This window comes from Colwellia sp. PAMC 21821, from assembly GCF_002077175.1.
Classification (GTDB): domain Bacteria; phylum Pseudomonadota; class Gammaproteobacteria; order Enterobacterales; family Alteromonadaceae; genus Cognaticolwellia.
This window is the reverse complement of sequence record NZ_CP014943.1, coordinates 4,155,145-4,177,554: the sequence shown is the minus strand read 5'-3', so window position 1 is coordinate 4,177,554 and position 22,410 is coordinate 4,155,145. Positions and strand designations below refer to the sequence as shown.

16 protein-coding genes and 1 riboswitch are annotated in these 22,410 nt (G+C 37.1%); of the genes, 12 read left to right on the top strand and 4 right to left on the bottom strand.

Annotated elements, in window-relative coordinates:
* Nucleotides 1-51: 51 nt before the first annotated feature.
* The 10 genes from A3Q33_RS17635 (at nucleotide 52) to A3Q33_RS17590 (ending at nucleotide 12,277) form a co-directional block, all read left to right on the top strand.
* Nucleotides 52-708: a hypothetical protein gene (locus tag A3Q33_RS17635; protein WP_081181092.1), complete on the top strand. Its 657-nt coding sequence runs from the start codon at nucleotides 52-54 to the stop codon at nucleotides 706-708.
* A 176-nt stretch (nucleotides 709-884) separates the two neighbouring features.
* Nucleotides 885-1,895 carry a Kelch repeat-containing protein gene (locus A3Q33_RS17630; protein WP_081181091.1) on the top strand — a complete coding sequence of 337 codons (1,011 nt, stop codon included), beginning with the start codon at nucleotides 885-887 and terminating at the stop codon, nucleotides 1,893-1,895.
* Between the two features lie 127 nt (nucleotides 1,896-2,022).
* Nucleotides 2,023-3,651: a glycoside hydrolase family 43 protein gene (locus tag A3Q33_RS17625; protein ID WP_196797995.1), complete on the top strand. Its 1,629-nt coding sequence runs from the start codon at nucleotides 2,023-2,025 to the stop codon at nucleotides 3,649-3,651.
* Between the two features lie 24 nt (nucleotides 3,652-3,675).
* Nucleotides 3,676-5,454, top strand: coding sequence for an IlvD/Edd family dehydratase (locus A3Q33_RS17620; protein ID WP_081181089.1), 1,779 nt, complete (start codon nucleotides 3,676-3,678; stop codon nucleotides 5,452-5,454).
* An 85-nt stretch (nucleotides 5,455-5,539) separates the two neighbouring features.
* Nucleotides 5,540-6,727, top strand: coding sequence for a fumarylacetoacetate hydrolase family protein (locus tag A3Q33_RS17615; RefSeq protein ID WP_081181088.1), 1,188 nt, complete (start codon nucleotides 5,540-5,542; stop codon nucleotides 6,725-6,727).
* A gap of 87 nt (nucleotides 6,728-6,814) precedes the next feature.
* The gene (locus tag A3Q33_RS17610; protein WP_081181087.1) at nucleotides 6,815-8,407 is read left to right on the top strand and encodes an aldehyde dehydrogenase (NADP(+)); all 1,593 of its coding nucleotides are present in this window, start codon (nucleotides 6,815-6,817) and stop codon (nucleotides 8,405-8,407) included.
* A 52-nt stretch (nucleotides 8,408-8,459) separates the two neighbouring features.
* Nucleotides 8,460-9,383: an SMP-30/gluconolactonase/LRE family protein gene (locus tag A3Q33_RS17605; RefSeq protein ID WP_081181086.1), complete on the top strand. Its 924-nt coding sequence runs from the start codon at nucleotides 8,460-8,462 to the stop codon at nucleotides 9,381-9,383.
* A complete protein-coding gene (locus A3Q33_RS17600; protein ID WP_081181085.1) occupies nucleotides 9,383-9,907 on the top strand; it encodes a cupin domain-containing protein in 525 nt (174 codons plus the stop codon). Before A3Q33_RS17605 ends, A3Q33_RS17600 begins: the two co-directional genes overlap by 1 nt.
* 74 nt (nucleotides 9,908-9,981) lie before the next feature.
* Nucleotides 9,982-11,313, top strand: a complete 1,332-nt coding sequence (locus tag A3Q33_RS17595; RefSeq protein ID WP_081181084.1) for an MFS transporter — start codon at nucleotides 9,982-9,984, stop codon at nucleotides 11,311-11,313.
* Nucleotides 11,306-12,277, top strand: coding sequence for a D-2-hydroxyacid dehydrogenase (locus tag A3Q33_RS17590; RefSeq protein ID WP_081181083.1), 972 nt, complete (start codon nucleotides 11,306-11,308; stop codon nucleotides 12,275-12,277). The genes A3Q33_RS17595 and A3Q33_RS17590 overlap by 8 nt, the downstream gene beginning before the upstream one ends.
* A 155-nt stretch (nucleotides 12,278-12,432) precedes the next feature.
* Here the strand turns inward: A3Q33_RS17590 and A3Q33_RS17585 are convergent, their stop codons facing one another.
* The gene (locus A3Q33_RS17585) at nucleotides 12,433-14,520 is read right to left on the bottom strand and encodes a TonB-dependent receptor plug domain-containing protein (protein ID WP_196797994.1); all 2,088 of its coding nucleotides are present in this window, start codon (nucleotides 14,518-14,520) and stop codon (nucleotides 12,433-12,435) included.
* Between the two features lie 407 nt (nucleotides 14,521-14,927).
* Nucleotides 14,928-15,104, top strand: a riboswitch (FMN riboswitch).
* 162 nt (nucleotides 15,105-15,266) lie between these two features.
* On the opposite strand from A3Q33_RS17585, the gene ribB reads away from it, so the two are divergent.
* A complete protein-coding gene (ribB, locus tag A3Q33_RS17580) occupies nucleotides 15,267-15,920 on the top strand; it encodes a 3,4-dihydroxy-2-butanone-4-phosphate synthase (RefSeq protein WP_081181081.1) in 654 nt (217 codons plus the stop codon).
* Nucleotides 15,921-16,157: 237 nt separating this feature from the next.
* Here ribB and A3Q33_RS17575 read toward each other — a convergent pair whose 3' ends face one another.
* The 3 genes from A3Q33_RS17575 to A3Q33_RS21160 all read right to left on the bottom strand — a co-directional run bounded on the left by A3Q33_RS17575 (nucleotide 16,158) and on the right by A3Q33_RS21160 (nucleotide 20,749).
* Nucleotides 16,158-17,951, bottom strand: a complete 1,794-nt coding sequence (locus A3Q33_RS17575; RefSeq protein ID WP_081181080.1) for a glycoside hydrolase family 43 protein — start codon at nucleotides 17,949-17,951, stop codon at nucleotides 16,158-16,160.
* 381 nt (nucleotides 17,952-18,332) lie between these two features.
* Nucleotides 18,333-20,528: an endo-1,4-beta-xylanase gene (locus tag A3Q33_RS17570; protein WP_231295717.1), complete on the bottom strand. Its 2,196-nt coding sequence runs from the start codon at nucleotides 20,526-20,528 to the stop codon at nucleotides 18,333-18,335.
* Between the two features lie 89 nt (nucleotides 20,529-20,617).
* Nucleotides 20,618-20,749 (bottom strand): hypothetical protein, encoded by a 132-nt coding sequence (locus A3Q33_RS21160; RefSeq protein WP_502687197.1) that lies wholly within the window; start codon nucleotides 20,747-20,749, stop codon nucleotides 20,618-20,620.
* Nucleotides 20,750-21,086: 337 nt separating this feature from the next.
* Here A3Q33_RS21160 and A3Q33_RS17565 point away from each other — a divergent pair, with 337 nt between their 5' ends.
* On the top strand, nucleotides 21,087-22,145 hold the full coding sequence (locus A3Q33_RS17565) for a glycoside hydrolase family 26 protein (RefSeq protein ID WP_081181079.1): 1,059 nt from the start codon (nucleotides 21,087-21,089) through the stop codon (nucleotides 22,143-22,145).
* Nucleotides 22,146-22,410: the final 265 nt, after the last annotated feature.

Genomic DNA, 22,410 nt, shown 5'->3' with positions numbered 1-22,410 from the left:
AGCTCATTAACACACAAAACATTTGCTTAACCCTAATTTTTGAGAGTGAACATGAAAAAAATACTAATACGTTTTACACTAATGATATCAACGCTTTTATCGTTAGGTGCAATTGCCAAAACACCTGTTTTTGATATCAAAAATGATCTACTTATTTTGAATTTTGATCTAAAAACAGACGTAGATGATGTTCACACTATTGCTGCTTTAGATTTAATTTTACGCTCTCCAGCCCACAAAGAGCTTAACTATTTTGCTGTAGCTGGCACTTATGGCGTACAAGCCGGTTTATATGTGCCAGCCAATAATTTATTTAATATGGTTTTTTCTGAATATTGGACAGATGCTCACCAGTCGAGAAGAAATTCCATTACTCAAACAACAGAAAAGATTAAAGCTACATTAACTATGGGCGGTACCATTTGGATTGCTGAAGCGGGTCAAAGTGATTATACGCAAACACTACTTGAGAAACTAAAATCTGAAAATATTACTGTTCCTAAAAATAACATTATTGTTGTTCAACACAGCGAATGGAATGAGAAAGAAACGAGCCATGACGCCCTACTTTACGTGAAAGAAAATACAACCTACATAAAAATTGCCGATGGTAATAAAGCTGGTAACGGTTCATCAGGATTTAACGACGAAAAATTTGTATCAACCCCCTTGAAAATAAAAAATTATTATCTTCTGACACATGGATAGAAGCAAATAAAGTTGCTGCGCAATATAACGGTATCAACGGTAGATATAATAATAAAGCGATCAGTAATGGTGGCGTCGATTTTTCTGATTTATCTGAAGTTACTTGGATTTTAGGTATTACAAACACCCCAGATGTTGCAAGTTTCTTTAATCAATTCAACAAGGAAAAGTAATACATGTTATTAAATAATCGTTATATGTGTTGTTTACGCAAATATTCCCTTATCGCATTAATGGGTTTTATGGCTTGTTCAAATGTATATGCTGACAACTGGGATACTATTGAAACCAATAATGAATTTTCAGCTAGACATGAAGCTGGGTTTATCACCTTCGAAAAACATGGTTATTTAATTGGTGGGCGCGGAATTAAGCCTGTTAATGTGTTAAATCCTAAAACACTTGCTTGGAAAGCACTAGCTGCCTCACCCTTTGAAATGCATCACTTTCAACCGGTTATTTGGAAAAATAAAATTATTATTGCTGGCGCATTAACGGGTGGTTACCCTTTTGAAACACCCGTCGCTAACATTTATTATTTTATCCCTAACGAAAACAAATGGGCAAAAGGTCCCCTAATTCCAAAAGAGCGACTTAGGGGGAGTGTATCTACCGTAGTTATCGATGATTCATTGTTTCTTGTTGGTGGCATAAAAAATGGCCATACAGATGGTAATGTTGCATGGGTTGATCGTTATAATTTTAAAACAAAAGTTTGGACTACATTGCCTGATGCTCCACATGCTAGGGATCATGCCCAAGCTGTCGTTATAGATAATAAAATTTATGTTGCTGGTGGACGTAAAACTTTTGGAAAAACAAATAACGTTTTCGATTTAGTTGTAGATAAAATCGATGTATTTAATATCGAAACCAATAAATGGGATACGCTCAAAGAAGTATTGCCTGTTCCTCGAGCCGGTGTATCTGTATATGCAAAAAATAACGGTTTCATTGTTGTTGGTGGCGAGAGCGCAAACCCAAATAAAGCGCATGAAGAAGTACATTTTTATAATATAAACAAACATGCATGGTTAAGTGTTGCATCATTAAATCAAGGCAGACATGGCAGTGGCATTGTTGAGATGGATGATTATTTATGGATTGCGTCTGGTTCAGGAATGCAAGGTGGTTCACCTGAGCTACGCTCTGTTGAACGTATCAAAACAGATAAGATATTCGATTAATTCAACATAAAATATTGGGGGGATATATGAAAACGAACAAAATTAAGACCAACATCATTTTATCACATGTAATAATACCTAACATGCTAGATGGCACAATACACTCCATTCCTATGAGTCATCAATTATGATAACTAATCCTATTCTTAAAGGTTTTAATCCAGATCCCGTTATCTGTGTTAAAGGTAAAGATTATTATATTGCTACCTCAACATTTGAATGGTTTCCTGGTGTACGCATTTATCATAGTACCAATTTAGATGATTGGTCATTGGTTGCCCAACCTTTAGATCGCGTTAGCCAATTAGACATGAACGCCATACCTGATTCTGGCGGTGTATGGGCCCCCTGCCTTACCTATAGCGATGGTTTGTTTTGGTTGGTGTATTCAAATGTAAAAAGTGTTGATAGCCCTTGGAAATCTGGCGATAACTTCCTTGTTACTGCCAAAAATATCGAAGGTCCGTGGAGCGAGCCCATCAAGCTAAAATTTGGCGGTTTCGACCCTTCGCTATTCCATGATGAGTCTGGTAGAAAATTCATGACTTACAGACAGTGGGGACCTAAACATCATAGCAATCCGCATAACAACATAATCATCCAAGAATATTTTCATGATGAACAACGCTTATCGACCGACCGTAAAATCATCTTTGGTGGAACAGAACGTAAGTTAACTGAAGCTCCACATTTATATAAAGTTAACGAGTACTATTATTTATTAGTGGCTGAAGGTGGCACGGTTTACGAGCATGCTGTTACAGTCCTGCGCAGCAAAAGTGTATTTGGGCCATTTGAATTACACCCTGATGAAACTATTTTAACCACCATTGATAAACCCGAAGCTCCGCTACAAAAAGCAGGACATGGTTCAATGATCAAAACCCATTCTAACGAATGGTATATGGTGTTTCTTGTCGGTCGTCCTTTACCCGATACCATTGAAATTATCGATAACAAAATTTCAGGCTATTGCCCTTTAGGCAGAGAAACCGCTATCGACAAAATTGAGTGGCGTGATGGTTGGCCTTATGTGGTTGGCGGTGCATCTACTAAGCTACAAGTTGAAGCACCAAATTTTGCTACACTTTCGTCTAAAACAGCTACTTCTCAGACTTGGCCAGACAGTTTTATCGATAATTTTGATAGCAATACGCTACATCCAGAATGGCAAACGTTACGTGTTCCTTTTTGTGAAAAAATGGGAGCGCTAACAGGAAGTCAATCAGGATTAAGGTTGTACGGACAAGAACCGCTTATTTCACAATTCCCTCAATCAACTATTGGGTACAGGTGGCAGCATTTCGACTTTGATGCAACAACCTCCGTATCTTTCAGCCCAACTAACGAACAACAAAATGCAGGTATTGCGTGTTATTACAATACTAAAAATTGGATTTACTGTTTTGTTGATTTTGATGAAAGCCAAGGTGTTCGTGCACTTAAAATCATTCAAGTAGATCGAGGCGAAGCTTCTTATTACTTCTATGAACAACCGATATATATACCTGATTCTGTTAGCAATATATCGTTGAAAGTTTGTGTTCGCGGTACGAGTTTAACATTTGAATACTCATTCGATGACACAACTTGGCAACCATTAGATGTAGTTTTCGATGCTTGGAAACTCTCAGATGATTACGTCAAAGGTAAAGGTTTTTTTACTGGGGCATTTATCTGTTTACATTGCTCAGATCAAAGTGGTGAAGGTATTTTTGCAGATTTCCATCACTTTGAATATGTCCCTAACCTTTAAATTAATCTAATAAGAAACCATATAATGAAATTAAATAAAAACCACCGTTTCCGTTCACAAGATTGGTTTGATAACAAAGAACATATTGATTTAGCCGCCTTATATTTAGAACGATTTATGAACTACGGTATAACGCCTGAAGAGTTACGTTCGGGTAAACCTATTATTGGCATAGCGCAATCAGGCAGCGACTTAGCGCCATGTAATCGCATTCATATTGAATTGACCAAACGCGTAAAAGATGGTGTTAGAGCAGCAGGGGGTATTCCTATTGAATTTCCGGCTCATCCTATTTTTGAAAATTGTCGACGCCCTACCGCAGCACTTGACCGTAACTTAGCTTACTTAGGTTTAGTGGAAATATTATTTGGCTACCCAATTGATGCCGTTGTGCTAACAACCGGTTGTGACAAAACAACCCCATCAAGCTTAATGGCAGCTTCAACAGTAGATATTCCAGCAATTGTTTTATCAGGTGGTCCAATGCTTGACGGTTGGCACGATGGGGAATTAGTGGGTTCGGGCACAGTTATTTGGCGTTCAAGAAAGCGTTTAGCTGCCGGTGAAATTGATGAAACTGAATTCCTCAATCTAGCGATGAACTCAGCCCCATCTGCAGGTCACTGTAATACTATGGGCACTGCATTAACCATGAACTCGGTCGCTGAAGCGTTAGGTATGTCTTTAACAGGTTGTGCTGCAATACCGGCGCCTTATAAAGAACGTGGCCAAATAGCCTATCGTACCGGTGTTCGAATTGTTGAAATGGCTTATGAAGATCTAACCCCTTCTAAAATACTAACTCGTGAAACCTTTCTTAATGCCATGAAAGTTATCTCAGCCTTAGGCGGTTCCACTAATGCACAACCACATCTTATGGCAATGGCTAGACATGCCGGTGTTGAAATAACCGCTGAAGATTGGAATGAATTAGCACGACCTATTCCTCTGCTTGCTAATGTTCAACCGGCGGGTAAATACCTAGGTGAACGTTTTCACAGAGCGGGTGGTGTTCCAGCCATCATGTGGGAATTATTAAATGCCAATAAACTTAATGGCAATGTATTAACCGTTACGGGTAAAACATTGGTTGAAAACTTACAAAACCTACCTAAAACCGACAGAGAAGTAATTAAGTCGTTTGATGAACCTATGTTGAAAGATGCAGGTTTTGCCGTGTTCTCTGGCAACTTCTTTGATTTCGCTATTATGAAAACCAGTGTTATTTCACCTGAGTTTACCATGCGTTTTCTTTCAGAAAAAGGTAACGAAGGCGTTTTTGATGCTCGGGCGATAATTTTTGAAGATTCAGAAGATTATCATCAACGTATTAACGATCCATCCTTAAATATTGATGCTCACTGTATTTTAGTAATTCGTGGCGCTGGCCCTATTGGTTGGCCAGGTTCGGCTGAAGTTGTAAACATGCAGCCACCTGATTACTTAATTAAGCAAGGTATTACTAGCTTACCAACTTTGGGTGATGGACGACAATCAGGCACATCAGACAGTCCTTCAATTTTACATGTTTCACCAGAGAGCTCTGTTGGCGGTGGCTTAGCCTATTTACAAACAGGCGATATGCTGCGGGTCAATATGAACAAGGGTACTTGTGATGTATTACTGCCTGAAGGTGAATTTGAAAGCCGCAAAACAGTAACACATATTGCACCACCAAAATCACAAACACCGTGGCAAGAAATATATCGTGATACCGTTGGCGATTTATCACAAGGCGCTGTTATTGAGCTAGCGACTAAGTATCAAGGGATCTCTAAAAAGCTCCCAAGACACAATCATTAGTCTTTTACTTGTATAGACTTACAAAAAAAGCTCATAAACACTTAGCTCTGCACTCAGAACTCTAAACAATTAGAAGATAAACATTATGCAATTAGATCAATATTTACCATCAGACCAATACGCCGGCACATTAATAGGTAGAGCTTGGGTACCCGCTAACGTAAGTGAAAGCACTATAAATGTTAGTGGTCCGTCGCCTATTTGGATAAACGACTCTAACGTTTACGATTTATCTTCATTAGCGCCAACGTGTTCAGATTTACTTAATAACGGTATTACCAAACAAGTATTATTAACGAGTAACTTCCCTATTATTGGTAGTGTAGAAACCTTACTGTCTAACTCGATAAACCACCCAAATGATCAAGCATATTTACACCTTTTATCTCCATTTGATCTACAAGCAATTAAAGCCTGTGGCGTTACTTTTGTTTGCTCAATGATTGAAAGAGTGATTGAAGAAAAGGCCGGTGGTGATCCGATAGTAGCCAAAAACATTCGTTCTAAAATAGATGAAACCATAGGTTCGAGTATTGAAAACCTAAAGCCTGGTTCACCTGAAGCGCTCGAGCTAAAAGAAGTATTAATCAAAGAAAACATGTGGTCTCAGTATTTAGAAGTAGGTATCGGCCCATATGCTGAAGTATTTACTAAATCTCAAACGCTCTCTTCTGTAGGTCTTGGTGCACAAGTAGGATTACATCCTATTTCAAGCTGGAATAATCCAGAGCCAGAAGTTGTACTTGCCGTAAATAAGACAGGAAATATTGTCGGTGCCACCTTAGGTAACGATGTAAATTTACGTGATGTTGAAGGCAGAAGCGCCCTGCTTTTAGGTAAAGCAAAAGACAATAATGCATCATGCTCTATCGGGCCATTCATTCGTTTGTTTGACGAAACATTTACCCTTGAAGATGTTAAGTCAACTCAAGTAACCCTGAAAGTTACAGGTGAAGATGGTTACGTACTTGAAGCTACTAACGACATGACGCAAATTAGTCGTGATGTAGAAGATCTTGTTGCTCAAACTTATTCAAAATCTCATCAATACCCAGATGGATTTGCTTTATTCACGGGTACTTTATTCACGCCAACTCAAGATCGTGACGAACCTAATATGGGCTTTACACACAAAATTAACGACTGTGTTGTTATATCTGCGAGCAAACTTGGATCTCTACAAAATCATGTGCATTTTTCTGACCAAATTCCTCCATGGGAATTTGGTATCAGTGCACTCATTAAAAACCTTGCTAAGCGACATCTCATATAACTGAATAAAACTAAGAGTAACTGAGTCCTCTTGAAGCAAATTTAACTGAAAAAATTTAACTGAACCTAATTTAGGAATATCCAATTTATGTACAAGCTAACACAAAAATCATATATCGCCGGCACTTGGGTTTCTCCAAAAGGAGAAGCTTTTCAAGCACAAAACCCAGCTACTCAAGAACTGCTTTCTGAGCATAATAATTGTCTTGAAAGCGAAGTTAATTCTGCAGTGGAAGCAGCGCAACAGGCTTATCCTGTGCTTAATCAACTTTCACCTGTAGATCACGCTAACTTTCTAATAGCGATAGCAGAAGAAATTGAAGCTTTAGGTGAACAACTACTTGACGTGTGTAACCAAGAAACAGGATTAGGCTTACCAAGATTAACAGGTGAACGTGGCCGAACTACAGGCCAAATAAAAGCTTTTGCAGAAATAGTAAAAAATGCTAGCTGGGTAAAAGCGAGTATTGATACAGCTGAACCTGATCGAGCTCCGTTACCTAAACCAGACTTACGTAAAATGCTTAAGCCTATAGGTCCCGTTGCTGTGTTTGGCGCATCTAACTTTCCTTTTGCTTTCGGCACATTAGGTGGCGATACCATATCAGCACTTGCTGCAGGTAACCCAGTTATTGTGAAAGGCCATCCTTCACACCCAGCAACCAACGAGCTCTTTGCTTATGCTATCGGTAAAGCGATTTCACGTTGCGAACTTCCAAAAGGCGTTTTCTCATTATTGCAAGGTAACGCCATCCCGTTATCAGTTCAATTAGTATGTCATCCATTAACTGAAGCTGTTGGTTTTACAGGATCTTTAACCGGTGGTCGAGCAATAATGGATGCCGCATCTAAACGCGCTAAACCTATTCCAGTGTTTGCAGAAATGGGCAGCGTAAATCCTATGTTCTTTACCAATAATGTACTGACTCAATCAGCAAAATCACTCGCTAAAGCGCTTGCTGGCTCTGTTTGTATGGGAACAGGACAATTTTGTACGTCTCCGGGTATTATTGTTATTCAAAAGAACGACACCTTTGTCAATACTTTAGCCGAAACCATGAGTGCTAATCCTAAAGGTATCATGCTAAATGCAGGTATTGGACAAGCATTTTTGAAAGGTGTTCAAGCGTTTATAGCAACAGGTGAAGTTGAATGGGTTAATAAGGATGAGGTTAGCTTAACGTCAACAACCGATAATGCCTTATTACCACCTAACGTTGTATTAAAAACCACTGCGAACGCTTTCCTGAAAAATCCACAATTACAAAGTGAAGTATTTGGCCCTGCTACCTTAGTAGTTGAATGTGATGATGATGCACAATTTAGACAAATAGCTCAAGATTTAGAAGGTAACTTAACCGCCAGTATTCATGCCGTTGATGAAGATAACGCCTTAGTGAAAGAGCTCATTTTTTTACTAGAACAAAACACAGGTCGAATTATTTTTAATGGTTTCCCAACAGGTGTTGAAGTCTGTGGTTCTCAGCATCATGGTGGTCCATACCCTGCTTCATCAAATGGTTCTACCACCAGTGTTGGTATCGATGCAATTCACAGATTTACGCGTGTGGTCTCTTACCAAAGCACGCCAGCATCGCTTTTACCTGCAGCGCTTCAGAATGCTAATCCGTACCACATTGTGCGTCGTGTTAATGGTAAATTTTCATCGCAATCAATCTAACGTAGAGCTTAAAAGTTAGTTTTAAAAGTGAAATAAGAAGTTAAGGAGAAGTATGTCTAACGTCGAATTAGTCCATCAAAGTCATTGTCGTATTGGCGAAGCTGTTATTTGGTCTGTTGCAGAACAAGCCATTTATTGGAGTGATATTTTAGGTAATAAAGTTTACCGTTATAAACCTTTGGTGAATGTAAAAGTTACAACTGATAGCTGGTCTGTAAAACAAAACATCACCAGTATAGGTTTTACAGCTTGCAATAAATTAGTTGGCACTCTCTACGATGGCTTTTACGTGTTAGACATCATTAACGATTCACATACTAAAATAGCCGCGCCAAACATAGATTATACAGCCATTCGTTTTAACGACGGTGCTGTAGATACTCATGGTCAATATTGGTCAGGCACCATGCATACTGATGATCCAATGAATAATGCGCTTGGTGAATTATATCGCTTTGATGATACTGGAAAATCTAGCTTACAAGATGAAGACTACCACTGTACCAACGGCCCATGTTTTACCAGCGACGGACGGTTCATGTACCACACAGATACACTCATTCGTCAAAAAGTATATCGCTGTGAACTGGATAAGAATGGCAATCTAATCAGTCGTTCAACATTCATCCATTTCGATAAAGAAGGTACTTCCCCTGATGGGATGTGTTTAGACAAAGACGAAAACCTTTGGGTAGCACTTTGGGGCGGTTGGGGAGTTAACCAATATGCACCAGACGGTACTTTACTTCAACACATCAAACTACCCGTTGCACAAGTGACTAAATGTATATTTGGCGGCGAAAACCTAGATACGTTGTACATTACCACCGCATCTGAATACCTTGGTGATGAAGATAAAGTAAAACAACCTTTAGCTGGCTGTTTGTTTTCATATAAAACCAATACCCAAGGTAAAGCTGAAAATCTATGCAAGTCCCCATTACTGAACTCATACCACAACAAAGGAGATAAATAATGACGTTCAAATCACCCTTATTAAGTCGGCTAAACACGCCAATAAAAGCATTGTGTTTAACATTAACCGTTACTTTTATTTCTGCGTGCTCATCAGTAAATACCTCTGAAAACTCAGCAGAAAATAAAAGCTCAACCGTTAGCAACAAAAATATTCAATCAGGCATAGTCAGCTTCGATAACACCCATAAAACACCTTACGAAGCCAGTGTGTTTCATACCTATTTTTACGGGGAAACTATAGGTACTAAAGACACTATTGTTGGCTTAGCTGTTATAGAAGCAAATAACGAAATTCATCCACCTCATCAACATGCTGAAGAGGAATATTTATACATAGTAGAAGGCTCAGGAGAATGGATTTTAAACGGCGTTAAAACTCCGGCTAAAAAAGGCGATGTATTATACGTAGCCCCTTGGGATGTGCACGGCATATTCAATACGGGAGATGTACCTATGAAATTCTTTATTACCCGTACAAGCAGCAAAGGGATAGAAATACCTAAAGCTAACCCAAATAAATAATAGTGATTAAATATAACGTCTAGCAATACAAACTTAGTCAACACCACATTACAATAATTATAGGAAAGGATGACATGAGCAATTCGTCAAAATTAAGCATAAAAGAAAAATTAGCTTACGGACTTGGAGATACTGGTAGTAACATTGTTTTTCAAGTAGTTATCATTTACATGATGTTTTTTTACACCGATGTTTTTGGTATATCTGCTGCTGCCGCTGGTACATTGATGTTGGTAGTTCGACTATTCGACGCAATTACCGATCCATTAATGGGCGCGTTGGCTGACAGAACCAATTCTCGTTGGGGCCGTTACCGCCCTTACCTTTTATGGATAGCTATTCCTTATGGAGTACTGGCGGTGCTAGCGTTCACCACACCCGATACAAGTGAGGCAAATAAATTAATTTACGCGTATGTTACTTACGCATTAATGATGACGGCTTACACCGCGATTAACATTCCCTATTCGGCACTTGGAGGGATGTTAACGCGAGACACACAAGAGCGAGCATCCGTTCAAGCTTGGCGGTTTGCCATGGCTAAAGTGGGTGGGGTTATGGTTGCGGCTTTAACATTTCCATTAGTTACTTATTTTGGTGAAGGCAATAAACAACTTGGGTTTTCGCAAGCCATGGTTGTACTTTCAGTTATTGCCATTTTATGTTTTGTAGCATGTTTTGCCTTTACTAAAGAACGTGTAGTAGAAGTTGCCAAAAAAGTATCTATTAAGAGTGATATATTAGCCGTTTTACGTAATGACCAATGGTGGGTCATGGCTGCGGTGACATTCTTCTTATTAATAACAGTGGCCATGCGTGGTGGTGTTACGCCGTATTATGTTACTTATTATCTTGGCCAAGAATCGCTCGTATCAAGCTTTGTAACAACTAGTATGGTTGGTGGTATATGTGGTGCCTTATTTACCGGTTGGGCAATCAAAACTATCTGTAAAGTTAAGCTTATGAAATTTGCATGTTTAGGTGTTGCAGCAGCAAATTTCATTCTATTCAATGTGCCGGCGGATATGGTATACGTTGCGTTTATCATTAATTTTATGACTCAATTTTTTCATATGATTTTTATCCCTATATTGTTTTCTACCATTCCTGACACTGCCGATTACGGTAAAGAAAAAAATGGCAATGGACCGATGGCAATGGGTATATCTGGACATTTATTAAGCTTAAAGTTTGGTATTGCTATTGGCGGTGCGTTAACAGGTTGGCTATTAAGCGCTTATGGCTACCAAGCAAATGTTATACAAACTGAGACTGCAAATAATGGTATCGTGACTATTTTTTCATTAAGTCCTGCAATAGGCGCTTTAATTGCTTTTGGCTTATTACATTTTTACAAATTAAATCAAGCATGGTATTTAAAAAAAGAAGGTAATATTGATGAGTAAAATAATCATGTGGATTGAAGATCGATTTATGGATACGCAATCCCATAATAAGTTGATGGAGTCTGCTGGCAATAACGACGTGTTAATAACCACTGATATAGAAAAAATACACAAACACGTTAATGAAATAGAGATTGTGCTTGGTGATTTCCCCCGTGAATGTCTGTCGATGTTACCTAATTTAAAATGGTTTCAGCAATTTGGTACTGGGGTTGAGTGGTTATTTAACCATCCAGAATTAAAACAACAACCTTTTATCCTTACTAACTGTTCCGATGGCCATCATGATGTCGTGGCAGATCACTTAATGGCAATGTTACTTAGCATAGTGAGAAACATACCTAGTTATGTAAAAAGTCAAAGTCAAAGTACATGGCAACACACCTCACTTACAGATTGTAGTTCTCTATTCCAGCTAAGAGGAAAAACAGTATTAGTGATTGGTTTAGGCTCTGTGGGGTTAGCAATAATTAAGCGCATAAAACCCTTTGGAGTTAATATTATAGGTGTACGTAAAAACAAAAATGAAGCCGTCGAAGGTGTTAGCAAAATTTATGGTGTTGACGAATTACATTTAGCGGCACAACAGGCTGAAATTACTGTTTCTACCTTACCTCGTACAGAGCAAACCACTCATATATTTGGACGTGACTTTTTTCACTCAATGAAAAAACCAAGCTTCTTTTTTAATATAGGTAGAGGCAATTCTGTTGATGAAACATCATTAGTTGAAGCACTTAATTCAGGTATATTAAATGGCGCGGCTATTGATGTTACCGCTGAAGAACCTTTAAATAGTACTTCATTATTATGGAGCGCTAAAAATTTATTAATAACGCCACATATCGGTGGTACGTATGATGAGGTTATACATACTTGGCGAAATGTCGCATTAGACAACTTACAGCTATATATGTCTGGCGATACACTTAGGAACTTAGTTAATAAAAATCAAGGCTATTAAACATTGTATTTTATAACTTGAGTAGAAAGTAATTAGCCTACTCAAGTTATCAATCCTAATAAGCATCCACGGCACTAACCTATAACCTATAACCATGTAAAAATAATTATCAGTCTGGCCATTATTTAAAAAATCTACATATCAAAAAGATATAATTAAAAACTTCCAGATAACGTTAATTCAAATACAGGATTTTTCTGATGATAATTAATTTCGTTTCCGTTTCTTGCACCACGTCTATGTTTTATAAAAAATGAACGATTAATTATTTCCTTATCAGTGCTAGCTTTAGAGACCATAAAACTTGTTTTTATGCCTTCGATAAACCCAGACTCTAGATATAAAGACAGTTTTCCTTTTCTATCTTTTCTTTCTATTTCATTAACTTCAAATTTATCAACGTAAGATTCATTCACATAGTCAACACCCCAAGCTAAATTTAATGAGGTAATATCTTGACGGAAATTAGCTGAATATTTAACGGGGATAATCCCATTAAGTGAACGATATTCGTTAATTATTTCATCATAAAAACTCGTGTCTTTATATTGGTAGTTTAATATCAAATTACTATTTGTTAAGAGTAAATCTAAAGGGAGCGTTAAATCGGCATCAAAGCCAAAAAACTCTGCATCGCCAGCATTTCCTAATGTTTGATCTCCTGAAGGTAATATTATTTTTTCTAGAACATCTTTTTTCCATTCATAAAAAAGTTCAACTTTTAAGGCACCTGCGTCACTAAATCGCCAATCATAGCTAAGAGAGGTTTTATTGGTTTGTGTTGGGACTAAATTTGAATTACCTACAGTTACCCTATCATCAACTGCTTCAGCACTTGATGAAAAATCATTAAAGTCTAGTTGATCGACCTTTTTTTCAATTTCAAAAGAAATTATATTATTACTATCTATTTGATAGTTCGCCACTACTCTAGACTTAATAAAATTAAAGTTTTTCTCTCGTGGGTTATCTCCATCCACATTGATCTTAGAAAATTCTGCGGTAATATTGCTATCTACACTCAATTCTTTGTTTACTTGGTAGGTACTATTAACAAAGATTTCGGCCCTTATTTCAGAAACAACAACGTCAGAATTACTTAATTGTTCTTCAATACCGTTGCTAAATGAATTGACTTTGGTATCAAGACGATTACTCGCTATTTCAAAACCTATTTCAGGCTTGAGTTTAGTATCTAAAACTTTACCCAATGTGCTTCGTATAATCAATTCAGTATTTGTACTGTCATCTTGATAAGCGTCGGAGTAAAGGTTTGTATTTTTTCCTTTTAATAAAGCGTAGCTATTTTCTTGGTTTGAATATTTCTCTTTGTCGACTACGCCTAGTGTTAATAAACGCCATTTCCAGTTATTTATTGGCTGAGTCCAATCAAGTGATAATTCGACAAGTTGTTTTTTCTCTCTTTCGGTGAGTAGCCATGTTGTGTCAGTATCATTAATGTTATTTATTGTACGATGTTTGTTTTCATCTTCTATTTCTTTTTCAAATCGGCTATTTAATACGAATAAACCCTCGTCGGTTTTTAGTGATGATTCATTGGTTAATCTTGCCCAATCTTTTGAGAACTTTATTTTTTCGCTAGTTTCTGATGTTAATACTTGTGCAGACGAAAAATTTTGCAGGAATGACGTTTTGTCTTCCGGATAGTTACCTAAGGTCATTTCTGATGATGTTTGCCAATCGCCCAATTGTGTTGCGTAGCTTGCTGTAAGGTCAGGACGTATTCTGTTTTCTGGCGTTCGCCTTATTATTACTTTCCATGTGCCACTACTAGTACCTTGCTCGCGTATGATATTAGCCACTAAACTTTGCCCTGAGGTCTCACTCCCTTTGTCATTACCTCCACGTAATAGCTCTATAAACTTTACTTGGCCTGCAGGAATTCGTTTTAACACAGACTCTAACCCACCAGATTTTGTTGTAGGTCTAACATTATCGACTAAAACATTACCTGCATTACCACTAAAGCCTCTCGCATTGCCTCCTCCTTCTAAGTTAAAACCAGGAATACGCTGGATCATTTCAAAAGCATTTTGGGCATTATATTGTTCAAAGTATTCTCTTGGATAGGTTGAGGAACTAGCGTTTGCATCTTCTTTTTCTGCCGCATGTGTTATGCCTATTAAATTTAATATAAAAAAAAGTGAAGCTAATGCTTTTAAAAAAAATATACGATTATTTGTTATCAACAATTTTTTATAATAATGACTTAAGGGACTCAAAAATTTCTCCATAAAATTAGAATACAACGCATGCGTACATAACAATATATATGGATACAAACTAATGGTCAAATTGAATATAAGATAAGTTTTTATTACTGAATATGATTAAGATACTTCTGTATATTTTAAAAAACATTTGGACAACTTGAGGTATTTTTCGGTGGTAATTCACACCTGTTTTATAAGGCTTAATGTTACAATTATTTACAATAATATTAGAAGGTTAAGTTAGAAAGTACACTCAAAACTGAGCTTTTAACAACAAACGCAAGATCACATTAAAAAATACTGATTTTCAACAGAGGAAAAAATTATATTTTGACCCACTTATTAAAGCTTTTATTGCGTACAAAACTATTTGGAAGTAAACTTCTCAATGCGACAAATTAGTCGCATACATAATGTTTTAATCTCAGGGCGGGGCGAGATTCCCCACCGGCGGTAACTTAAAATAAGTCAGTCCCGATTTATTTTAAGGTAGCCCGCGAGCGCTCTTATTGGTATTTTTTAGCAACAAGAGGTCAGCAGATCTGGTGTAACTCCAGAGCCGACGGTTATAGTCCGGATGAGAGAGTTTAAAACAAGCAGCTCCTTTAATGCTCAGTTTATGCGGTTGCCCGTATCATAACTGACGACTAAAGAAACCGTTTTGTTTACAGAAAATAATTGTTTTTTTCTGTATCTCTTTGCGCCCTGATTCTGGTAACTCAATTTTATTATTGGGAACTAAAGAGGAAATTACCATGAGTCAGTCACTACTTAGTCAATTTGGAACAGCCTTTCAAAGGGTCGAATCTGCAATACATGCACTTCAGTCTGGTAAAGGTTTGTTGTTAGTAGACGATGAAAATCGCGAAAACGAAGGCGATCTTATTTTTTCAACCCAACACCTCACTCAACAACAAATGGCGATGATGATCCGAGAGTGTAGCGGTATTGTTTGTTTAGTTTTAGAGGAAAATGATGTTAAACGGCTAAACTTGCCGCAAATGGTATCAGTTAATACTAGCCGCAATAATACAGCTTATACGATTTCAATTGAAGCCAAGCAAGGTGTTACAACAGGCGTATCAGCAGCCGATAGAGTTCGTACGGTACAAGTTGCCGCCGACCCAGATAGTGTAGCTGATGATATTAATACACCAGGTCATATATTCCCCTTACTTGCCGACTCAGGAGGAGTTCTTGCTAGAAGAGGTCATACCGAAGGAACCATCGATTTGATCAAACTTGCCGGATTAAATTCGAAGGGAATTTTATGTGAACTGACTAATGAAGATGGAACTATGGCAAGGTTACCTGAAATATGCCAATTTGCTATAAAACATGAAATGATAGTTCTGAGCATTGACGATATAGTTAAATACCGTTCTTTAAAGCTGAACATTGCCTGTTAGTCATTAATTAGCCACTTGAAACAGTGGCTTTTTATTTTGCTCTATAAAGATAGATATGGCATTAGTTAGCGTTAAGAGGTGGAATACCAGCGACTATAATGAGCTAAGTTTGGAGATTAATCGCCTGCCAATGTATTCGTTGAAGTATGTAAAGCTTTTAAAATAGTTGTGCGTCGAAATCATCAGGGGCTTTACTTACCTGCTAAGACAATTCTATTTTTTATTCGGCTACCAAATCTACAATTCTATTCTTGTATGAATTCCTAAAAAGCTCCCTACAAAGCCACCTGCAACTGAGGTACTTAATATTTTTCCGTCGAGGTTTTGTGCTAAAGTTATTTTTTCAGCATCGCCTAGTTGATAAGAGAAACTTATATCAGCCTTGTCTCCGTTAATAGTTAAAGTTAATAACTGCCCTGCTTTGTCTTCTTCACTGGCATTAGTATTAACACTCGTATTAATGATCACACTGTTAGTTTTAATTGCGCTACCATTTTTAACTTGTTCAATAAATAATTCATAACCTTGATTTACTTTTTTTACCGCAAAATAATAATGATATTTTTCATTTTGAAAAGCTACAATACCCGCAGAAATTCGCTCTGATTCTGGTAACACTAAAGCCGTAGAAGCCTGATAAGTCATGTGTTGCTGGCGACGAGCAATAAACCTGGGTTGCTGTAATGACGAAAGTGTCATCGAGGCAGGCTGAAGGTGAATTTTCCCTGACGCTACTGCATACCAGTTATTATTTACGCTACGCAATTCACTCCAATGAGGGCTTAATTTATGTGTTTCAGAATGAGAAGAATCAAAATCATCACGCCAAGTAAAGTTGCCCGTTAAGGCTTCAGTTTGTAATTGAGGTGTTTGATTATCAAGAACAATATCAGGTTTGTTTAATTGCGTCGGTATTTCGATACCTTGCTCAAGAATCATTGGCCAGTTATCTTGCCAAGTTACCGGTAATAAAAACGTTTCACGGCCCGTATTATAATAGGTTTTATCGTACGCTCGGGTTGCTAAAAATACTGCCCACCATTGCCCTGTTGTCGTTTGTATTAAGTCAGCATGGCCTGCTGTGGTGATGGGATTGTCACGGTTAATGTCTAAATCACGTTGAGTTAAAATGGGGTTATGAGCATAAGATTCAAAAGTTTGACTTAAACTTTTTGTTCTAAAAATCACCTCTGAATGATCGTAAGCGGTGCCGCCTTCTGCACACATTAAATAATACCAACCATTAATTTTATAAACATGAGGTGCTTCAATCCATATAGGTTGTTTGCTTAAATCAGCTCCGCCATTGACGATAACGCGACCTGAATTTTTAACAACTTGTTTAGCTTCTAGGTCATATTCCCATTGCCAAATGGCGCGATGTCCTTCATATAAAGGCGCTCCAATAGGTTCACCATTATGGGTAATATAAACCTTGCCGTTATCATCAAAAAATATGTCGGGATCAATACCGGCAATTTCAGGCAACCAATAGGGTTCAGACCACTCACCTGCGGGGTCTTCTGCGGTAACAAAAAAATTACCGCCTGAGTCTACCGCGGTAGTGATCAAATAAAACAAACCATCATGATAACGAATTGTTGGTGCGTAAATTCCTCTAGAGACTGTTAATCCACTATGATCAATCTGAGTTTTTTTTGTTAATGCATGGCCAATAAGCGCCCAATTAACTAGGTCTTTACTGTGTAGAAGTGGCACCCCAGGGGTGTATGAAAAAGAAGACACCGCCATATAATAATCATCACCTTTTCGGGTAATACTGGGATCAGGATAAAATCCTGCCACAATGGGGTTTTGAAATTGACCTTCAAGTAATTTATCAGCAAAAAACGCATCATTACCTTGATATTCAAACCAGTCAAATGCGACGGTTTTATCTACCAAAACTTCTTCTTTATCATTATATATTTGACGTTTAGAACTTTCTATAGTGCTTTCATCAGAGCAAGAGGCTAAATTAACTAATAAAGTAGCACTGAATAATAAAGATATTAGGTACTTTTTTTTCATATAAAGACTCGTTATTTAAAGTAAGGTTAGATAATAAGATAAAAATTTATAACTGTTTTTTCATTTGCATTAACAATCGTTTCTACAAAGGTGTTGTAACTCCATAACTTTCCACCCCAAAAGTATTTTTTCATTTCAGAATACATCTTGAAAAACTCACAAGCTGTAAAATTTTTATTACTTAATACCACATTGGTTTTATGAATTGTTACCGTTTAACGACTAAATTTAGGGCTAAAAAAGGGCTAAAAAAGGGCTAAAAAAGGGCTAAAAAAAGAGCTAAAAGATAAATCTGTTAACTCTTTTTATTTTTAGTATTTAACTGTAATTAAACATTAAAGTAGATATAAACCCTTAATGAATAATCATAGTAAAAATATATTATTGCACCAATTTTACGGAAATATCATCAACATAGAAATCAACTGTTATTTCACTGCCTTCAACATAAAGGTTAGCTGAGTTTGCTACCGTTGTTATCGTATGCGTGTAAGTACCTGTTAATTCGACCCAATCACCTGCAGCTACTGTTACAGGAGTGGTCATTTCAAGGTATTCAGTGGTACCGTCACCTTCACCGTGGTTTATTTCTAGTGTTAGCTTCATGCTAGGTGTAACTGTACTAGCATCATCAGATAACTTAACCCATGCAGAAACGTTATAACTTTCACTCGCTGTAAATAAGCCTACAACACTTTTTGATATACCTTGCCAATTAGCCGTACGTCCTACAACTAAAGCGCTATTATTACCAGCGTGTGCTTCGGTGGTTTCTAAGGTTACTGTTGCATCTCCTCGGGGTCCCCATGAACCAATGCCATCTTCAAAATCACCATCAGCTATAAGTTCAGCAGGAACCACAGGCTCTTCAACTGCAGGCGAAGACGGTGTTATAGAAATATCATCAACATAAAAATCAACTGTTATTTCATTTCCTTCAACATAAAGGTTAGCAGAGTTTGCTACAGTGGTTATGGTATGAGCGTAAGTACCTGTTAGTTCAACCCAATCACCTGCACTTACTGTTACAGGAGTAGTCATTTCAAGGTATTCAGTGGTACCGTCACCTGCGCCGTGGTTTATTTCTAGCGTTAATTTCATGTCAGGTGTAACTGTACTAGCATCATCAGATAACTTAACCCATGCAGAAACGTTATAACTTTCACCCGCTGTGAATAAGCCTACAACACTTTTTGATATACCTTGCCAATTAGCCGTACGTCCTAAAACTAAAGCGCTATTATTACCAGAGTGTGCTTCGGTGGTATCTAACGTCACTGTAGCGTCTCCTCGCGGTCCCCATGAATCAAGATCAGTTTCAAAGTCTGTATTAAAGAATGGAGGTGTTTCTGGAGCAGGAGTAAAATCAGCTTCTTCTAATGCATTAGCAAAACCTTGTAATGCTGGCTTAGGCGTAAAATCATCATTAAACAATAATGGCCATTCTACTGTAGGTGCAGGAAAGTTTTGTAACCAACTATCTCCATCTACAATTCCCCAAACAGTAATACCGCCACGTTGATCTTCAGGAACAATGTCTAAGTATGCTTCAACAATGTCATGATAATAATCTTTCTGCTCTTCTGCTCTTGCTGCTGTTAGAGTAGTGAAATCAGTATTATTATCATTGTTCATCCGAACATCAAGTTCAGTGATTTTCAATTTGATTTTAGGGCGAATATCTACCACTTTCTGAAATTGAGCTTTGATTGTCGAAATATCAGGGCTATTAACTGAAATATGAGATTGGAAGCCTACGCCATCAATCGGTACACCATCAGCTTGCATAGCCTCAACCATATCAATAACAGCGCCTAATTTATCGCTATTCCAAATAAGGTTGTAATCGTTGTAGTATAAATCAGCATCTGGATCTGCAGCTCTTGCTGCTTTGAATGCTAACGGTATAAACTTTTCACCAATATTTTCATACCAAACAGATGCATCTGCGCTATCAGTAGTCGTTTTTGCACCTCGATATTCTCCATTTTCCATAAAAGCTTCATTAACAACATCCCAGCTAGTAACCGTATCGTTATCACCTGCTTCTTCAAAATGAGTTGCTACTTGTGTTGCATGCTCTTCCATCATGGTTATCCATTGAGCTTCATTACCTTCGAAGTCTTGCATCCAATCTGCTATTTGTGAATGCCAAACTAAAACATGACCATGTACCGTTAGTGAGTTGTCTTTAGCATATTGAACAAGTGCATCAGCATCATCGTAGAAAAATGTTCCTTGCTCTGGTTGCAAAGAGGTTTGTTTCATAATATTTTCAGCAGATAACTGACTAAAATATTGTTGAATAACAGTTTTAGAGTCAGGTGAGTTTAATATACTGTTAGAATTACCACCAGCCGGAACAGCTACACCAATGTTTAAACCAGGTGCTAATGCTTTTAGGCTAGTCGCCGTAACTACAGAAAATTCCTCTTGAACTTCAGGCGCTTCAGACTCTAGAATTACAGATACATTATCTGGAAATTCTACATCTTTAGAATGTTCCTCTATCCCACATGCTGTCAATAGTGACATAACTGTCGCTACACTTGCCGATCGAATTAATAATTTTTTCATTTTACTTTTCCCCTTAAGTTAAAAAGAAAATGAGTCGTTAAATACGAAAATCCATTTAGTTGACTTCATTTTAATGTACGTTTTTATTTTTATGATATTAATTGTTGTAACACTTTTTTAAATTGAAAATAATTACCAACCCCTTCAATTACCTTCCTATCGTATGTTTTACTAGCGTTGAGCAATAATGTAATCGGGTGTTTTTTTAAACATATATTCACCTCTTAATTAATTAAGGTTAGAACCCAAACCCTAATTGTATTAATGACCATTAGTATAGCCATGAACAAGTAAAATATTCAATAACTTTTAACGTGTTTTTTCATGGCAACATAAGTAACTGAAAAAAAAGTAAAATTTATATATTTTAGATCTTAATTACTACTTGGATTATTATATTCGTATAAATATTGACTTCTTTTCTAGGAAAAAATATAACGCCCCCTAACAATACGACAATAAAATGTTAGCGCTAACAGGAAAGTCAATATAAGATAATGGATTAATAAATTAAAAAATTGTATCGATACATTATCAATCTATAAGGTGATAAATTTTATGACAACGACTAGAAAACCTTTTTTATATTGTTTAATAATTTCATTATTTTTTACAAAATTTGCGCTCGCTGAACCAAAACTCGCTAAATTTGAACCTGCTAATGGCAGTGTCTTAGTCTTTATTGGTCAAGATAATGTAGCTGTTGGCGGAACAAAAAAATGGCATAACGGCTACGTCGACAATATAGGTGTCCCTGCAGGCATTACCCACTATATCTATTTTGCTGAAGGCATTAAAAATAACTTTGGCTTTGATTTAGATAAAGGTACTGTTGATGGATTAAACAAAGAGACAACCTGGGGAGCTGGCCCTATGTGTATGGAGTGTTATTTACAGTCAGAAAAATTAAAAGACCTTGTCATACATTTATCAATTTCGATGGAATTTGGCTCAGAAGATAAAATAGCCTCTGGAGAATTTGATCATTTAATTGTTGAACTGGCCGAATTTTTAGAGCGTTACCAAGATGTACCCTTTTTTATTAGAATTGGTTACGAGTTTGATGGAGCGTGGAATGACTACGACGCGCCAAATTTCAAACTAGCTTGGCGTCGAATTGTAGATGCTTTGAATGAAAAAAAACTTAATAATTTTGCAACCGTATTTGCTAGTTCTAGTCCATATCTCAAGATGAATAAGTGGTTAGAATATTGGCCTGGTGATGAATATGTAGATTGGATTGGTTATTCATATTGGGCAAATAGCATTGCACCTCAAGTATCACTGGAATTGGCGCGTAAAAAAAACAAACCTATTTTTATCGCTGAAACAACCCCTCGTGGATTTTGGTTAAATAAAACCAAAAATAGTTTAATTTGGTCTGATTGGTTCCAAATATTATTCGATCATATAGAAGCTAATAGTGATGTTATTAAAGCGGTATCTTATATAAATACTGATTGGGATGCTCAACCTATGTGGGATGGCTGGGGCGATTCTCGTATAGAAACGAACCCTGAGTTAAAGGAACGTTGGTTAGAGAAAATGGCTGAAAAACAATATATTCATCATACGAAAGGTACTTATGATTTGATAAGGTTTACGCCTAAAAAATAAAAAACACATGGCGTGCTAACACCGACTGCTGGGGAGCTTAACGTGAAATTGATATTCATTTATTCCCACTGTTCATACACTCTTGCTACTAGGATGAGAATTATTGGGTTTGTTGGACTCGAAGTTCCATATTTCATACTTCGAATAATCTGAGTTGTCATTTCATCCAATAACTACCTAAACCAAAAGCCAGATTGTAAAACTAAAACTCAAGAAAAGCTGACCTGTCGTATAGAACAGGTTTTTAGTTTATTTTACACTACTC

Excerpts from the sequence above, each read along its gene's own strand:
- A3Q33_RS17630 (WP_081181091.1), top strand. The coding sequence starts at position 885 with ATGTTATTAAATAATCGTTATATGTGTTGTTTACGCAAATATTCCCTT.
- A3Q33_RS17565 (WP_081181079.1), top strand. The coding sequence starts at position 21,087 with ATGACAACGACTAGAAAACCTTTTTTATATTGTTTAATAATTTCATTA.
- A3Q33_RS17575 (WP_081181080.1), bottom strand. The coding sequence starts at position 17,951 with ATGAAAAAAAAGTACCTAATATCTTTATTATTCAGTGCTACTTTATTA.
- A3Q33_RS17635 (WP_081181092.1), top strand. The coding sequence starts at position 52 with ATGAAAAAAATACTAATACGTTTTACACTAATGATATCAACGCTTTTA.
- A3Q33_RS17605 (WP_081181086.1), top strand. The coding sequence starts at position 8,460 with ATGTCTAACGTCGAATTAGTCCATCAAAGTCATTGTCGTATTGGCGAA.
- A3Q33_RS17610 (WP_081181087.1), top strand. The coding sequence starts at position 6,815 with ATGTACAAGCTAACACAAAAATCATATATCGCCGGCACTTGGGTTTCT.
- ribB (WP_081181081.1), top strand. The coding sequence starts at position 15,267 with ATGAGTCAGTCACTACTTAGTCAATTTGGAACAGCCTTTCAAAGGGTC.
- A3Q33_RS17615 (WP_081181088.1), top strand. The coding sequence starts at position 5,540 with ATGCAATTAGATCAATATTTACCATCAGACCAATACGCCGGCACATTA.
- A3Q33_RS17570 (WP_231295717.1), bottom strand. The coding sequence starts at position 20,528 with ATGAAAAAATTATTAATTCGATCGGCAAGTGTAGCGACAGTTATGTCA.
- A3Q33_RS17600 (WP_081181085.1), top strand. The coding sequence starts at position 9,383 with ATGACGTTCAAATCACCCTTATTAAGTCGGCTAAACACGCCAATAAAA.
- A3Q33_RS17620 (WP_081181089.1), top strand. The coding sequence starts at position 3,676 with ATGAAATTAAATAAAAACCACCGTTTCCGTTCACAAGATTGGTTTGAT.
- A3Q33_RS17625 (WP_196797995.1), top strand. The coding sequence starts at position 2,023 with ATGATAACTAATCCTATTCTTAAAGGTTTTAATCCAGATCCCGTTATC.
- A3Q33_RS17590 (WP_081181083.1), top strand. The coding sequence starts at position 11,306 with ATGAGTAAAATAATCATGTGGATTGAAGATCGATTTATGGATACGCAA.
- A3Q33_RS17595 (WP_081181084.1), top strand. The coding sequence starts at position 9,982 with ATGAGCAATTCGTCAAAATTAAGCATAAAAGAAAAATTAGCTTACGGA.